Source organism: Pseudomonas sp. JV414 (genome assembly GCF_032424305.1).
GTDB classification, from domain to species: Bacteria; Pseudomonadota; Gammaproteobacteria; order Pseudomonadales; family Pseudomonadaceae; genus Aquipseudomonas; species Aquipseudomonas lini.
This window is the reverse complement of record NZ_VYKC01000013.1, coordinates 255,724-270,761: the sequence shown is the minus strand read 5'-3', so window position 1 is coordinate 270,761 and position 15,038 is coordinate 255,724. Positions and strand designations below refer to the sequence as shown.

General features: G+C 57.5%; 14 protein-coding genes. 3 read left to right on the top strand and 11 right to left on the bottom strand.

The genetic code is table 11. From position 1 onward, the window contains the following. Nucleotides 1-35 precede the first annotated feature (35 nt). The 4 genes from F6R97_RS16155 to F6R97_RS16140 all read right to left on the bottom strand — a co-directional run bounded on the left by F6R97_RS16155 (nt 36) and on the right by F6R97_RS16140 (nt 4,911). Complete coding sequence (locus F6R97_RS16155) at nt 36-1,133, bottom strand: polyamine ABC transporter substrate-binding protein (protein ID WP_217857542.1); 1,098 nt, start codon at nt 1,131-1,133, stop codon at nt 36-38. Nucleotides 1,134-1,315: 182 nt separating this feature from the next. Further along, on the bottom strand, nt 1,316-2,680 hold the full coding sequence (locus F6R97_RS16150; RefSeq protein WP_048396312.1) for an aspartate aminotransferase family protein: 1,365 nt from the start codon (nt 2,678-2,680) through the stop codon (nt 1,316-1,318). A gap of 58 nt (nt 2,681-2,738) precedes the next feature. After that, the gene (locus F6R97_RS16145) at nt 2,739-4,097 is read right to left on the bottom strand and encodes a glutamine synthetase family protein (protein WP_038980876.1); all 1,359 of its coding nucleotides are present in this window, start codon (nt 4,095-4,097) and stop codon (nt 2,739-2,741) included. 37 nt (nt 4,098-4,134) lie between these two features. Continuing rightward, a complete protein-coding gene (locus F6R97_RS16140; RefSeq protein WP_038980874.1) occupies nt 4,135-4,911 on the bottom strand; it encodes a gamma-glutamyl-gamma-aminobutyrate hydrolase family protein in 777 nt (258 codons plus the stop codon). A 278-nt stretch (nt 4,912-5,189) separates the two neighbouring features. Here F6R97_RS16140 and F6R97_RS16135 point away from each other — a divergent pair, with 278 nt between their 5' ends. Together F6R97_RS16135 and F6R97_RS16130 are read left to right on the top strand one after the other, a co-directional pair. Further along, entirely contained in the window at nt 5,190-6,566 is a 1,377-nt protein-coding gene (locus tag F6R97_RS16135; RefSeq protein ID WP_048396310.1) for a glutamine synthetase family protein, read from the top strand. Nucleotides 6,567-6,806: 240 nt separating this feature from the next. Continuing rightward, the gene (locus F6R97_RS16130) at nt 6,807-7,442 is read left to right on the top strand and encodes a TetR/AcrR family transcriptional regulator (RefSeq protein ID WP_048396309.1); all 636 of its coding nucleotides are present in this window, start codon (nt 6,807-6,809) and stop codon (nt 7,440-7,442) included. Nucleotides 7,443-7,604: 162 nt separating this feature from the next. On the opposite strand, the gene F6R97_RS16125 is transcribed toward F6R97_RS16130, so the two are convergent. From F6R97_RS16125 to F6R97_RS16095, 7 genes are all read right to left on the bottom strand, one after another. After that, nucleotides 7,605-7,820 carry a molybdopterin-binding protein gene (locus F6R97_RS16125; RefSeq protein ID WP_003229256.1) on the bottom strand — a complete coding sequence of 72 codons (216 nt, stop codon included), beginning with the start codon at nt 7,818-7,820 and terminating at the stop codon, nt 7,605-7,607. Nucleotides 7,821-7,854: 34 nt separating this feature from the next. Then, the gene (gene ssuB, locus F6R97_RS16120; protein WP_038980870.1) at nt 7,855-8,661 is read right to left on the bottom strand and encodes an aliphatic sulfonates ABC transporter ATP-binding protein; all 807 of its coding nucleotides are present in this window, start codon (nt 8,659-8,661) and stop codon (nt 7,855-7,857) included. Next, entirely contained in the window at nt 8,658-9,440 is a 783-nt protein-coding gene (gene ssuC / locus F6R97_RS16115; RefSeq protein ID WP_038980869.1) for an aliphatic sulfonate ABC transporter permease SsuC, read from the bottom strand. The genes ssuB and ssuC overlap by 4 nt, the downstream gene beginning before the upstream one ends. Before the next feature lie 6 nt (nt 9,441-9,446). Continuing rightward, entirely contained in the window at nt 9,447-10,412 is a 966-nt protein-coding gene (locus tag F6R97_RS16110; protein WP_038980868.1) for a sulfonate ABC transporter substrate-binding protein, read from the bottom strand. A gap of 101 nt (nt 10,413-10,513) precedes the next feature. Then, nucleotides 10,514-11,107 carry an NADPH-dependent FMN reductase gene (gene ssuE, locus F6R97_RS16105; protein ID WP_050682231.1) on the bottom strand — a complete coding sequence of 198 codons (594 nt, stop codon included), beginning with the start codon at nt 11,105-11,107 and terminating at the stop codon, nt 10,514-10,516. A 306-nt stretch (nt 11,108-11,413) separates the two neighbouring features. Continuing rightward, on the bottom strand, nt 11,414-12,052 hold the full coding sequence (locus F6R97_RS16100; RefSeq protein WP_050682230.1) for a peroxiredoxin: 639 nt from the start codon (nt 12,050-12,052) through the stop codon (nt 11,414-11,416). 293 nt (nt 12,053-12,345) lie between these two features. Then, on the bottom strand, nt 12,346-13,680 hold the full coding sequence (locus F6R97_RS16095) for an OprD family porin (RefSeq protein ID WP_038980865.1): 1,335 nt from the start codon (nt 13,678-13,680) through the stop codon (nt 12,346-12,348). A gap of 368 nt (nt 13,681-14,048) precedes the next feature. Here F6R97_RS16095 and tauA point away from each other — a divergent pair, with 368 nt between their 5' ends. Further along, nucleotides 14,049-15,035: a taurine ABC transporter substrate-binding protein gene (gene tauA / locus F6R97_RS16090; protein WP_038980863.1), complete on the top strand. Its 987-nt coding sequence runs from the start codon at nt 14,049-14,051 to the stop codon at nt 15,033-15,035. The last annotated feature ends 3 nt before the right edge of the window (nt 15,036-15,038 follow it).

The window sequence follows — 15,038 nt, the reverse complement described above, 5'->3', positions numbered from 1 at the left end:
TAGACGACGGCAACAGGTAGTTACCTCAAACCGGCTTACTTACCGGATTTGATCTTGGTCCAGCTGCGAGTCAGGATCCGCTGGGTCGCGGCCGGCAAGTCGGCAATCGCGTACAGCTTGGCCAGTACTTCCGCTGGCGGGTAGATGCCTGGATCGCTGGTGATTTCTTTATCAACCAGTGCGGTAGACGCCGCGTTACCGTTCGGGAAACGTACGGCGTTGGTGATTTCAGCCATGATTTCCGGCTTCTGCAGGAAGGTCATGAACTTGTAGGCGCCTTCGACGTTTTCGGCATCTTTAGGGATGGCGACCATGTCGTAGAAGCTGCCGGCACCTTCTTTCGGAATGTTGTAGCTGACTTTCACCTTGTCACCGGCCTCAGCGGCGCGAGCCTTGGCCTGGTAGATGTCACCCGAGTAACCCACGGCGACGCAGATGTTGCCGTTGGCCAGGTCGGAGATGTACTTGGACGAGTGGAAGTAGCCCACCGAAGGACGAATCTTCAGGAACAGCGCTTCGGCTTCAGCCAGTTGTTTCTTGTCCTGGCTGTCGGTTGGATAGCCCAGGTAATGCAACGCCACCGGAATCATCTCGGTTGGCGAATCGAGGAAGCTGATACCGCACGACTTCAACTTGGCAGCGTTTTCAGGTTTGAACAGCAAGTCCCAGGAGTTGGTTGGCGCATCGGCACCCAGTGCAGCCTTGACCTTCTCGGCGTTGAAACCGATACCGATCGAACCCCACATGTAAGGGAATGCGTGCTCGTTACCCGGGTCGCTTACCGATACCGCTTTAAGCAGGTCCGTGTTCAGGTTTTTCCAGTTAGGCAGCTTGGACTTGTCCAGCTTCTGGTAAACGCCGGCCTTGATCTGTTTGGCCAGGAAGTTGTTCGACGGCACGACGATGTCGTAGCCGGACTTGCCCGCCAGCAGCTTGGCTTCAAGGGTTTCGTTACTGTCGAACACGTCGTAGACGACTTTGATGCCCGACTCGGCCTCGAACTTCTTGACGGTATCCGGTGCGATGTAATCGGACCAGTTGTACACGTGCAGCACCTTGTCGTCAGCCTGAACGGCACCCGCCATCACGCCCATCAGGGACATGGCGAGGAGGGTCTTGCCAGCTATCTTCATACCTAATGCCTTCATGGGTAATGCTCCAATTTTTCTTTTTAACCACGTGCTCAGCGGCCTGTTACTGGGCATCCGAACAACCGGTAGTCTGGCAAGATCCAAGGCAGGCTTTCAAGGAAAGACCCATCCTTTGTTTGCACTGAGCGAAGTGCAATCTTCACACCTCGCTCAGAGCCTAGCACTTAGCCCTGCAACGCACTCAGGGTCAGGTCCAGGCACTTGCGCGCCTTGGTCACCAACTCGTCGATTTCAGCCGGTGTAATCACCAGTGGCGGAGCAATGATCATGGTGTCACCGACGGCGCGCATGATCAGGCCGTTTTCGAAGCAGAACGTGCGGCAGATCATGCCGACGCCCTTGCCTTCGTAACGTTTGCGGGTGGCTTTGTCCTGAACCAGTTCGATGGCCCCCAACAGACCGACCCCACGCACTTCCCCCACCAACGGGTGATCGCTCAGTTCCCGTAGACGCTTTTGCAAATAAGGTGCCGTTTCTGTACGCACGCGCTCGACAATTTTCTCGTCGCGCAGGATACGAATGTTTTCCAGCGCTACTGCAGCGGCCACCGGGTGCCCGGAATAAGTGAAACCGTGGTTGAAATCGCCACCTTCGTTGAGCACCTCGACCACGTCGTCATGCACGATCAGGCCACCCATGGGGATGTAGCCGGACGTCAGGCCTTTGGCGATGGTCATCATGTGAGGCTTGAGGTCGTAGAAATCGGTACCGAACCACTCACCGGTACGGCCGAAACCGCAGATCACTTCGTCGGCCACGAACAGAATGTCGTACTTGGCGAGGATTTCCTTGATGCGCGGCCAGTAGCTGTCTGGCGGAATGATCACGCCACCAGCGCCCTGGATCGGCTCGGCAATAAAGGCACCGACGTTGTCGACGCCGACTTCCAGAATCTTCTCTTCCAGCTGATTGGCCGCCCAGATACCGAACTCGTTCGACGTCATGTCGCCGCCTTCGCCGAACCAGTACGGCTGGGCAATGTGGACGATGCCCGGGATCGGCAAGTCGCCCTGTTCGTGCATGTACGTCATGCCACCCAGGCTCGCGCCGGCCACGGTAGAACCGTGATAGCCGTTCTTGCGACTGATGATGACTTTCTTCTTCGGCTGGCCCTTGATCGCCCAGTAGTGGCGAACCATCCGCAGCATGGTGTCGTTGCCTTCGGACCCGGAACCGGTGAAGAACACGTGATTCATGCCTTCAGGCGCGACGTCGGCGATGACCTTGGCCAGCTCCAGCACCGGCGGGTGAGCCGTCTGGAAGAACAGGTTGTAATAAGGCAGTTCGCGCATCTGCTTGCTGGCGGCATCGGCCAGCTCATCGCGACCGTAGCCGATCGCCACACACCACAGGCCGGCCATGCCATCGAGGATCTTGTTGCCTTCGCTGTCCCAGAGGTAAACGCCCTTGGCGCTGGTGATGATCCGCGGGCCTTTCTCTTTCAGCTGCTTGAAGTCGCTGAACGGGGCCAGGTGGTGATCGTTGCTCAGGGCTTGCCATTCACGGGTTTGCGGGTTGTTGCTGGTCATGCGAATTCTCCTAAGATTCGAGTGGAGGGCGCCGCCAAGCGCAGCGGCGCCCGGCGCATCAGACGGCGAAGAGCAGGAACTCCCGCTCCCACGAACTGATCACGCGCTTGAAGTTTTCATGCTCGGCCCGCTTGACCGCGATGTAGCCCGTGATGAATTTCTTGCCCAGGTACTTTTCGATGGTCTTGCTGTTTTCCATGCGTTCCAGGGCGTCTTCAATAGTCAGTGGCAGGCGCAGGTTGCGCCGCTCGTAACCACGACCCACAACCGGAGCACTCGGGTTATGCCCTTCGACCATGCCGATAAAGCCGCACAACAGGCTGGCGGCGATGGCCAGGTAAGGGTTGGCATCGGCACCCGGCAGACGGTTTTCCACCCGACGGTTCTGCGGCCCGGCATCCGGAACCCGCAGGCCCACGGTGCGGTTCTCTTCACCCCACTCCACGTTCACCGGTGCCGAGGTATCCGGCAGGAAGCGGCGGAAGGAATTGACGTTGGGTGCGAACAACGGCAGCAACTCAGGAATGAATTTCTGCAAGCCGCCGATGTGGTTGAGAAACAGCTGACTCATGGTCCCGTCTTCATTGGAGAAAACGTTTTTGCCGGTCTCGATGCTGATGATGCTCTGGTGCAAGTGCATGGCGCTGCCCGGCTCGCCGGTCATGGGCTTAGCCATGAAGGTCGCCGCCACGTTGTGCTTGAGTGCGGCTTCACGCATGGTGCGTTTGAACACGAGAATCTGGTCGGCCAGGGACAGTGCATCGCCATGACGGAAGTTGATTTCCATCTGTGCGGTGCCGTCCTCGTGGATCAGCGTGTCGAGGTCCAGCTCCTGCAGCTCGCACCAGTCGTAGACGTCTTCAAACAACGGATCGAATTCGTTCGCGGCTTCAATCGAAAAAGACTGACGACCGGTTTCCGGACGACCGGAGCGGCCAACCGGCGGTTGCAACGGGTAATCCGGGTCATCGCTGCGCTTGGTGAGATAGAACTCCATTTCCGGCGCCACGATCGGCTGCCAGCCGTGGTCGGCGTAGAGTTTCAGCACCTTCTTGAGCACGTTGCGCGGCGACAGTTCGATCGGATTGCCCTGCTTGTCGTAGGTGTCGTGGATCACCTGGGCGGTGGGCTCGATGGCCCAGGGCACCAGAAACACCGCGTTCTGGTCGGGGCGGCAAATCATGTCGATGTCGGCCGGGTCGAGCAGTTCGTAATAAATGTCGTCTTCGACGTAGTCGCCGGTCACGGTCTGCAACAGAACGCTTTCGGGCAGGCGCATGCCTTTCTCGGCAATGAACTTGTTGGTCGGCGAGATCTTGCCCCGGGTGATGCCGGTCAGGTCGCCAATCATGCATTCGACTTCTGTGATCTTGTGGTCTTTCAACCAATCGGTGAGCTGGTCGAGGTTGTTACTCATAAATGCCTCTTAGGCTGAGTTTCCTGACTCTTATAAGTCAGGCGTTGTTTGACGCATCGGCGTCGCGTTGTAGAGCATGCTTGCGGCAGGCATCGCCAAATGCCTGGAAAATCGCAAGGTAGTCAGGATTAAAGCTTACCTGCCATTCGGGATGCCATTGCACACCTAAAGCAAAAGCCTTGCCTTCAATAATAGAGACGGCTTCGATCAACCCGTCGGGCGCCACGGCTTCCACACGAAGGCCCGGCGCCAGACGCTCAATACCCTGACCATGAATCGAATTGACTTGAATCTCGCTCGCCAGGCCCAGCCCGGCCAGTACACCGCCCGGCTGGACGTGCACCGGGTGACTTGGCGCGTATTGCCCTTCCAGCGGCAGGCTGTCGTCTTCACGGTGATCCATGAACGAACCGGCCTCGTGAACCTTCTGATGCAGACTGCCGCCGAACGCCACATTCATTTCCTGGAAGCCGCGGCAAATGCCGAGCACGGGAACACCGGCCTCGACAGCGGCGCGAATCAGCGGGAGAGTGGTGGCATCGCGTGCAGAATCATGAGCAGTACCTGGCGCACTGGCCGGGCCGTTATAGTGAAACGGTTCTATATTAGAAGGAGAGCCTGTAAAGAGAATGCCGTCCAGAGCGTCCAGAATATCGGACGACGTCTGTAGATCCGCCAGGGATGGAAGAATCAACGGCAGGCCCTTGGCAGCTGATGCCACGGCGCGTACGTATTTGTCGCCACTGATGTGATAAGCATGCAGACCGATCTGCTTTGAGCAGGCGGTGACGCCGATTAACGGCAGGCGAGACATGAAGCACCCCGGTATTATTGCTGTTATGGGTTTAAATCGAGCTTAGCCTTGTTCATTTTTTTACACAACACCCCCGTAAAAAATACAACACGGCCGGCTCAAGCTCGCGGGCGCCAAGACCGCTAAAGTCAAAAAAACGCCCCAAAGTGCCTCAAAAAAGCCTCACGAGTGCTTTTTTAGGGCAGAAAAGGCCTCGCTTGACTTCGGCATGCCGTTCGGGTTGACTGGAATCCGAAGAGATCAATGATTGATATTTTTAACAACAAAGGTGTTGCATCATGTCGGTACCCCCGCGTGCCGTTCAGCTTAACGAAGCGAACGCGTTCCTTAAGGAACATCCTGAGGTTCTGTACGTTGACCTTCTGATTGCGGATATGAATGGTGTGGTGCGCGGCAAGCGCATTGAACGCACCAGTCTCCACAAGGTTTACGAGAAAGGCATCAACCTGCCGGCCTCTCTATTTGCTCTGGATATCAATGGCTCGACGGTGGAAAGCACCGGCCTGGGCCTGGACATCGGCGATGCTGACCGAATCTGCTATCCAATCCCCGACACCCTGTGCAATGAGCCCTGGCAGAAGCGCCCGACCGCGCAACTGTTAATGACCATGCACGAACTCGAAGGTCAGCCATTCTTTGCCGACCCACGTGAAGTGCTGGCCAATGTGGTGCGCAAGTTTGACGAAATGGGCCTGACCATCTGCGCCGCGTTCGAGCTGGAGTTCTACCTGATCGACCAGGAGAACGTGAACGGTCGCCCGCAACCACCTCGCTCGCCGGTTTCCGGCAAACGCCCGCACTCGACACAGGTCTACCTGATCGACGACCTCGACGAATACGTCGATTGCCTCCAGGACATTCTGGAAGGTGCGAAAGAGCAAGGCATCCCTGCCGACGCGATCGTCAAGGAAAGTGCCCCGGCACAGTTCGAAGTGAACCTGCACCACGTGGCCGACCCGATCAAGGCCTGCGACTATGCGGTCCTGCTCAAGCGTCTGATCAAAAACATCGCCTACGACCATGAAATGGACACCACCTTCATGGCCAAGCCTTATCCGGGCCAGGCGGGTAACGGTCTGCACGTCCACATCTCGATTCTTGATAAAGATGGCAAAAACATTTTTGCCAGCGAGGATCCCGAGCAGAACGCCGCACTGCGTCACGCGATCGGCGGTGTGCTCGAGACCCTGCCGGCGCAGATGGCTTTCCTCTGCCCGAACGTCAACTCCTACCGTCGTTTCGGCGCACAGTTCTACGTGCCGAACTCGCCGTGCTGGGGCCTGGACAACCGCACCGTGGCCATCCGTGTACCGACCGGTTCCTCCGATGCCGTGCGCATCGAGCATCGTGTAGCCGGCGCCGACGCCAACCCGTATCTGTTGATGGCTTCGGTTTTGGCAGGCGTGCACCACGGCCTGACCAACAAGATCGAGCCGGGCGCACCCGTGGAAGGCAACTCCTACGAGCAGAACGAGCAAAGCCTGCCAAACAACTTGCGTGACGCACTGCGCGAGCTGGATGACAGCGAAGTCATGGCCAAGTACATCGATCCGAAATACATCGATGTTTTTGTCGCCTGTAAAGAGAGCGAGCTGGAGGAGTTCGAACACTCCATCTCCGACCTTGAATACAACTGGTACCTGCATACCGTGTAAGCGGTTGCAGTAAAAACAACGCCGCCGGCTTCACAGCTTGCGGCGTTTTTTTATGGGGTTTATTCAGTTAAACCGAGGTGCCTGCATCGCGGGCAAGCCCGCTCCCACAGTGTCGTGTGATGCACATAGATATTGCGTCCACAGCAGTTCCCTGTGGGAGCGGGCTTGCCCGCGATGGCGGTCGAGAAGACAACACACAACTCGACTCGTACAATGCCCGCTGCCCCGCAGGAGACTTCAATGACGCGCACCGCCACCATTCGCAAACCCCGCGCCCGCAGTCAGGCGCGGATCGATTCGATACTCGATGCCGCCCGTACGCTGCTGGCCGCCGAGGGCGTGGCCAGCCTGTCGATTTACAGCGTCGCCGAACGCGCGGAGATTCCGCCCTCCTCCGTCTACCACTTTTTCGCCAGCGTCCCGGCCCTGCTTGAAGCCCTGACCGCCGACGTCCACGCCGCGTTCCGCGCCTGCCTGCAAGCGCCCATCGACCACCATGCCCTCAACGGCTGGCGCGACCTGTCGCGACTGGTGGAACAACGCATGCTCGCCATCTACGACGAAGACGCCGCCGCCCGCCAACTGATCCTCGCCCAGCATGGCCTGACCGAAGTCACCCAGGCCGACCGCCAGCACGACATCGAACTCGGCGACCTGATGCACAAGCTGTTCGACCACCACTTCGAACTGCCGACACTGCCAAGTGATGTCGATGTATTTGCACTGGCCATGGAGCTGGGGGATCGGGTGTATGCACGCTCGGTGCAGCAGCATGGGCAGATCACGCCGCGAATGGCTGAAGAAGGGATGCGGGTGTTTGATGCTTATCTGGGGTTGTATCTGCCGCCGTACCTACCGAAGCGCGCCGCGCTTTAAAAAGATCGCAGCCTTCGGCAGCTCCTACAGGGGTACGCATTCTTCCGTAGGAGCTGCCGAAGGCTGCGATCTTGGCGACTTAAAACACACCATCACTACAACTGCCCCCACAAAAAACCCCGAAGGGCTCACACCCTCCGGGATTGTAGTTGGCGCACGCGCTTACAACTTGGCGATCGACACCTCGGTGGATTTCACAAACGCAATCACTTCACTGCCGACCACCAGTTCCAGCTCTTTCACCGAACGAGTGGTAATCACCGAAGTGACGATGCCGGAGGCAGTCTGCACGTCGATTTCCGACAGCACGTCACCCAGCACGATTTCCTTGATCGAGCCTTTGAACTGGTTACGAACGTTGATGGCTTTGATAGTCATGATGTTGATTCCTGTCGTTGGATGAATCTTTAAGTTATTGAGCCCAACGCAATTGCGTAGGCAGTGGTGAAACAGGTTCCGGTTCCGGCGGTTGGCCAGGCAGGGACAGCACGCGGTTGAGTACTTCGGTTTCCAGCGCTGCCAGCCGATGGGAGCCACGGACCCGAGGACGCGGCAGTTCCACATGCAGGTCGAGGCCGACTTCGCCCTCTTCAATCAGAATCACCCGATCGGCAATCGCCACCGCTTCGCTGACGTCGTGGGTCACCAGCAACACGGTGAAGCCATGCTGTTGCCAGAGCCGTTCGATCAGTTGCTGCATTTCGATTCGGGTCAGGGCATCCAATGCGCCCAGCGGTTCGTCGAGCAACAGCAAGCGCGGTTGATGGATCAACGCGCGAGCCAAGGCCACACGCTGCTTTTGCCCGCCGGACAAGGCGGCCGGCCATTCATTGGCGCGATCGGCCAGACCGACCGAGTCCAACGCTTCCAGTGCTTGCGGCCGCCAGTTGCCCTTGAGCCCGAGACCGACGTTGTCGATGACCTTTTTCCAAGGCAGCAAACGCGCGTCCTGGAACATCAATCGAGTGTCTTCCCGCGCCTCACTCAGCGGTGCGGAACCGGCCAGCAGTTCACCGCCCGTGGGTTTGTCGAGACCGGCGAGCAAACGCAGCAAGGTACTTTTGCCGCAACCGCTACGACCGACCACGGCGACAAACTGACCGGCCGGGATGTGCAGATCGATCTCACGCAGCACTTGCCGCGAGCCAAAGGTTTTTTGCAGCTTGCGCACCGCCAGCGGAATTCCGCGCAGCAGGCGTGGAGGTTGTTGAGCCGTCATGCGGCACCTCCCTTGGCAACCTGATAGGCCGGATGCCAGCGCAGCCACACGCGTTCAAGCCCGCGGGCCGCGAGGTCGGCCAGCTTGCCGAGCACTGCGTACAAAAGAATCGCCAGTACCACCACGTCGGTCTGCAAGAACTCCCGGGCATTCATCGCCAGGTAGCCGATGCCGGAGCTGGCGGAAATGGTTTCGGCGACGATCAATGTCAGCCACATGAAGCCCAGCGCAAACCGTACACCGACCAGAATCGAAGGCAGCGCCCCCGGCAGAATCACCTGGCGGAACAGACTGAAGCCGGACAAGCCATAACTGCGGGCCATCTCCACCAGCGCCGGATCGACGTTGCGGATGCCGTGATACGTGTTGAGGTAGATTGGGAACAACGTGCCCAACGCCACCAGAAAAATCTTCGCCGACTCGTCGATCCCGAACCACAGGATCACCAGCGGAATCAGCGCCAGGTGCGGCACGTTGCGGATCATCTGCACCGAACTGTCGAGCAGGCGTTCGCCCCATTTCGACAAGCCGGTGATGAAGCCCAAGGCCAGACCGATGCCGCCGCCAATGGCGAAACCGAGCGCCGCGCGCCAGCCGCTGATGGCCAGGTGGGTCCAGATTTCACCGCTGCTGACCAGGCTCACACCGGCTTCGATCACCGCGATCGGCGCCGGCAGAATTCGCGTCGACAACCAGCCCGCCGACACCGACAACTGCCATACCACCAGCAACAAGACCGGTAACGCCCAAGGCGCGAGGTTGTGGATGATTTTCTTCATGGCGAATTACTGCACTTTGGCCACGGCGGCGGGTGGCGTCCAGATCACGTCTTTGATGCTCAAGGGTTTGGGAATCAGCTTGAGCTGGTAGAAGCTGTCGGCGATTTTTTGCTGGGCAGCGACGACTTCCGGCGTGAGGAACAGGGCGCCGTAGCCCTGGCGTTTCACCGAGGTCAGGGTGATGTCCGCTGGCAGGCCGAGCAGTGGCGAAACTTGCTGGGTCACGTCCTCGGGATTGGCCTTGGACCATTCGCCAACCGCGCGCACTTCTTCCACCAGAGCCTTGATCACTTCTGGATTTTTCTGCGCGTAAGGTTTGGTCGCCAGGTAGAACTGGTGGTTGTCGACGAGGCCTTTGCCATCGCGCAGAGTGCGTGCTTGCAGTTGCTGTTCGGCGGCGGCCTGGTACGGGTCCCAGATCACCCAGGCATCGACACTGCCGCGCTCGAACGCGGCGCGGGCATCGGCTGGCGGCAGGAACACGGTCTGGATGTCGGTGTATTTGAGGCCGGCGTCTTCAAGCGCACGCACCAGCAGGTAGTGCACGTTGGAGCCTTTGTTGAGCACGACTTTCTTACCCTTGAGGTCCTGCACCGATTTGATCGGCGAGTCCTTCGGCACCAAAATCGCTTCGCTGTGTGGCGCTGGTGGTTCATAGGCGACATAGAGCAGATCGGCGCCGGCCGCCTGAGCAAACACGGGCGGCGTTTCACCAGTGACGCCAAAGTCGATGGAGCCGACGTTCAGGCCTTCGAGCAGTTGCGGGCCACCGGGGAATTCAGTCCATTGCACGTCCACGCCTTGGGCGGCGAGGCGTTTTTCGAGTGTGCCTTTGGCTTTGAGCAGCACCAGGGTGCCGTATTTTTGATAGCCGATCCGAAGGCTCTCAGCTTGGGCTTGAGTGATGGCGCCGAAGGTTACAGCCGCAGCAAACAGAGCGACCAGACCACGACGCAAAATGACAGTGCGCATAGCGCTCTCCTTTTTGCAGTTGGGTTTTGGCTGCACCTGCTTGGCCGTTAGCGGCTGAGTAAGGTGAGTACTTCAAATTCAGGTGTGGCTTGAGTGCTGGCCTAAATGCTCCAGCGAGCACTCAGCAAACGTTCATTCAACAGGTTCGGATCGAGCGGCCTGGGCCGACGAGCCATGGCGCTGAAAAACTGCTCCAGCGCTTCAAACAATCGTTGCGCAAGCTCCGGCGCCAACTGTGCCTGAGCACTGCCTTCGCCGTAAGCGATCTGGCTGTCCACGGCGAAAATCCCCTGCAGCATTTCCTGGGCTTTCAACGCTGACAGCACCGGCTTGAGCGCATAATCCACCGCCAGCATATGGGCGATGCTGCCGCCGGTAGCCATCGGCAAAACCACCTTGTGGCTCAGGGCACGTTCGGGCAGCAGATCGAGTAAGGTTTTCAGCGCACCGGAGAACGACGCTTTGTAAACCGGCGTGGCGATCAGCAAGCCATCGGCGTTTTCAATCTGTTGCAGCAGGTCGATCACCTTCGGGCTGTCGAAGCGGGCATGCAGCAAATCTTCGGCCGGGAAGTCCCGTACCTGATAACTCACCACTTCCACCCCTTGCTCCTGCAACCAGCATCGCGAGCGCTCCAGCAAAACTCCGGAACGGGAGCGTGGGCTGGGACTGCCACCGAGTGAGACGACCAGCATTCAGACAATTCCTTGAGCGGTGTTGGCGATTCGCGGCTCGCGATCTCGCGTCGATGGAATGACCTTAACAGTTGATTTATATATCCATAAATCATATTTATTCATTTGGTTATTCTTTATAGAAATATAAAGAATGCCTTTTTCAGGCGAAAAAAAAGGCCGTCGAAACGGCCTGAAAACCCCTGCTTTGTGGTGATCGTTCCCACGCTCCGCGTGGTAATGCCTCAAGGGACGCTGCGCGTCCAGTGACGCGGAGCGTCACGGGCTGCATTCCCACGCAGAGCGTGGGAACGAGAGTTAGCTGAGTTACCTGTTCGGTTGAGGTGTCAGACGCAGGTATGGCTTCACTGCGCGATAGCCTTTGGGAAAGCGTCGCTTGATTTCGTCTTCGTCCTTGAGCGACGGCACGATCACCACTTCATCACCGTCCTGCCAGTTGGCCGGGGTGGCCACCTTGTAGTTGTCAGTGAGCTGCAGCGAATCGATCACCCGCAAGATTTCATTGAAGTTACGACCAGTACTCGCCGGGTAAGTAATCGTCAGCCGAATCTTCTTGTTCGGATCGATCACGAACAGAGAACGTACGGTCAGGGTGTCGTTGGCATTCGGATGGATCAGGTCATACAGGTCGGACACTTTACGGTCCGCATCGGCGAGGATCGGGAAGTTGACGATGGCGTTCTGGGTTTCGTTGATGTCCTCGATCCACTTGTGATGCGAGTCCACCGGGTCTACCGACAGAGCAATGGCTTTGACGCCGCGCTGGGCGAATTCATCCTTGAGCCTGGCGGTGAAGCCCAGTTCGGTGGTGCACACCGGCGTAAAATCCGCCGGATGGGAAAACAACACGCCCCAGCTATCGCCCAGCCATTCATGGAAACGAATAGTGCCGGCGCTGGAATCCTGTTCGAAATCGGGGGCGATATCGCCAAGTCTGAGGCTCATGGTGCGGCTCCTTGTGAGTGCTTGTTGAGCCCAACTGTGCCTGTGTTCCTTAGAGATTAAAAAGAATAAATATCGATTTATTTAGATCATAAGAGAATATTAAATATCTGTTCACTGGACCTGAATGCACATGAGGACGAACATCGCCGACAAGGTTCGAGAAGGCCTTGAGTTGCTGCAAAAGAGGGGAATTTCAAGGAGGGTTTACGGGGGTGAGCCGCCTTGAAAACGCAAAAGCCCCGCCCGGCGTGATGCCGGGCGGGGCTTTTTTTACGTCGATTACGCGAGTGCTGTTACAACAGCGGGATCGAGTAGCTGACGATCAGACGGTTTTCGTCCTGGTTACGCTGAGAGGCAACATCGGAGCGCAGGGTAGCGTTTTTCCACGCCAGGCCCAGACCTTTAAAGGTGCCTTGCTGTACTACGTAGCCGAGGGAGAAGTCGCGTTCCCACTCACCTTTGTCGCCAGTAGAGGTAGCGACGTTGTCACCCTTGAGATAGATCACGGAAGTGGTCAGACCTGGCAAGCCAACGGTGGCAAAATCATAAGCATATTGAGCCAGCCAGGTGCGCTCACCGGCACGCTGGAACTTGCCGATCTGCGAGTCGGTGATCAGATAGGCAGACGCACCATCTCCCTGGTTCAGGAACGGGAAGTCGCTGGTGCCATTCACACGCTGGTAGCCGGCACTGAGCGCGTGGCCTTGCAGGCTATAGGTGAATTTCGCACTCCAGGTGCGGTTATCTACTTCACCACTGTTCTGGAAGCCAGAGGAGCGATAACCCGCCAGACGACCTTCCTGGCTAGAGTTCTTGCCATCGGAGTCACTGTTGAAGTAACGCAGGTCGGATTTCAGGCTACCCACTGGCAACGCTAGATTGTGGGTCAGCCCCAGGAAGTGCTGCGTGTAGAAATCTTCCAGGTTGCCGTAGTAGTACTGAGCGACCAGATCCTTGGTGATCTTGTAGTCGCCACCGGCATAGTAGAACTCGTTGCTGCGCTTGTTGGAGGTGGCAGTGGTCGTCGCCCCGTTGGAGCCAGCAATGGTCAGCGAATCGTTATTGGTCGAGTTACGACCTTTGGCATGTTCCAACTTACCGCCAACCAGAGTCAGGTTGTCGATGTCGTTGGACATGATCTGGCCACCTTCGAAGGTCTGCGGCAGCAGACGCCCGTCGTTGGAAGTTACCACCGGCAGTTTTGGCTGCAGGGTGCCCAGACGCAGTTCAGTCTTGGAGATTTTGGCCTTGGCGGTCAGGCCCAGGCTACCGAAATCGTCTACCGCACGACCGTCGCTGTCGCTTGGGAAAACGGTACCGCCCTTGTTCGCGCTACCGGCGTTGTAGGCAGTGCCTTTACCGGAATCCAGCTTGACGCCCAATAGACCGATCGCATCAACACCAAAACCAACAGTGCCTTGGGTATAACCGGAGGTAAAGTTGAAGATGAAGCCTTGGCCCCACTCTTCCTGCTTGGACGGATTGGCAGTGCCATCACGGTTATCCGTGTTGATGTAGAAGTTACGCAGCCCCAATGTAGCCTTGCTGTCTTCAATGAAACCGGCGGCGCCTGCCTGCTGCGCCAAAACCCCTACGGCCACAGCCAGGGCCAAGGTGGACTTCTTCATTGTTTCGCTCCTCTCGTTCTAATTTTTGTGTTCTTTGGTCTTGGGTCTAACGCCCTAGATCCAAAGATGCGCGATTAGCGCCAGACCGTGACAGACAAGTCAATCGTAACCATGTGTGTCTACGACCAAGGTCTAACCGCAGTGATTTGGTCCCTGCAGGGTAATGATTTCCTCATAAACCCAAAAAGAATTATTTCATTCTTTTTAATGCCATTTAGGAATATAGCTTTTCGCCAGTGATCCGAACCGGGACACAGGCTATCGGCTCATAAGCTAATTCCTAAATGGTATTTATTGGACTTTTTTTAGATCGTTTAGCGTTGGCGTATTCCCCATACGTCAATCACTTTCGAAAAGGCGACGCCATCATGGCCAAACGCGCACTATCTAGTCAATTTGTTACAGTTTGTGTGTCGCTTATATTTTCTTTTTCCGCCCAGGCGGCGACTCTCACCGTCGGTTATCAAACCGGTATCGACCCCAGCAAAGTCCCTCAGGCCGATGGCATTTATGAGAAAACCATTGGCCAGAAAATCGATTGGCGACGTTTCAACAGTGGCCCGGAAGTGGTCACCGCCATTGCGTCCGGCGATGTGCAGATTGGCAACCTCGGCTCAAGCCCACTGGCGGCAGCCGCTTCGCGCAATCTGCCGATTGTCGCGTTCATTGTTTCGGCTCAGATCAACGCTGCCGAAGCACTTGTGGTGCGCAACGGCAGCGGCATCGATAAACCGGAAGATCTGATCGGCAAAACCATCGCCACGCCCTTCGTTTCAACCTCCCATTACAGCCTGCTCGGCGCGCTGAAGCATTGGGGCCTGGACGCCTCGAAAGTCAAAGTGGTGAACCTGCAACCGGCGGAAATCGCCGCAGCCTGGAAACGTGGCGACATCGATGGCGCGTTTGTCTGGTCGCCGGCGCTGGGGGAAATTCGCAAGACTGGCAAGACGTTGACCGACGCCGCACAGGTCGGCCAATGGGGTGCGCCGACCTTCGAGGTGTGGGTCGCTCGCAAGGATTACGCCGAAAAACATCCTGAAGTGGTGGCCCGATTTGCCAAGGTCACTCTGGATTCATTCGCCGACTATGCAGCCCATAAAGACAGCTGGACCGCCGATTCGGTACCGGTGCAGAAAATCGCCAAATTGACCGGTGCCAATCCCGCCGATGTGCCGGAGCTGCTGGCCGGTTCCGCATTCCCGGATGCCAAGGCACAACAGACCACCGCGCTACTGGACGGGGGTACAGCCAAGGCGATTGGCGAGACGGCGAAGTTTTTGAAGGAGCAAGGGAAGGTCGAGACGGTGCTGCCGGATTATTCGCCGTATGTCAGCACGAAATACGTCACCGAATAACAC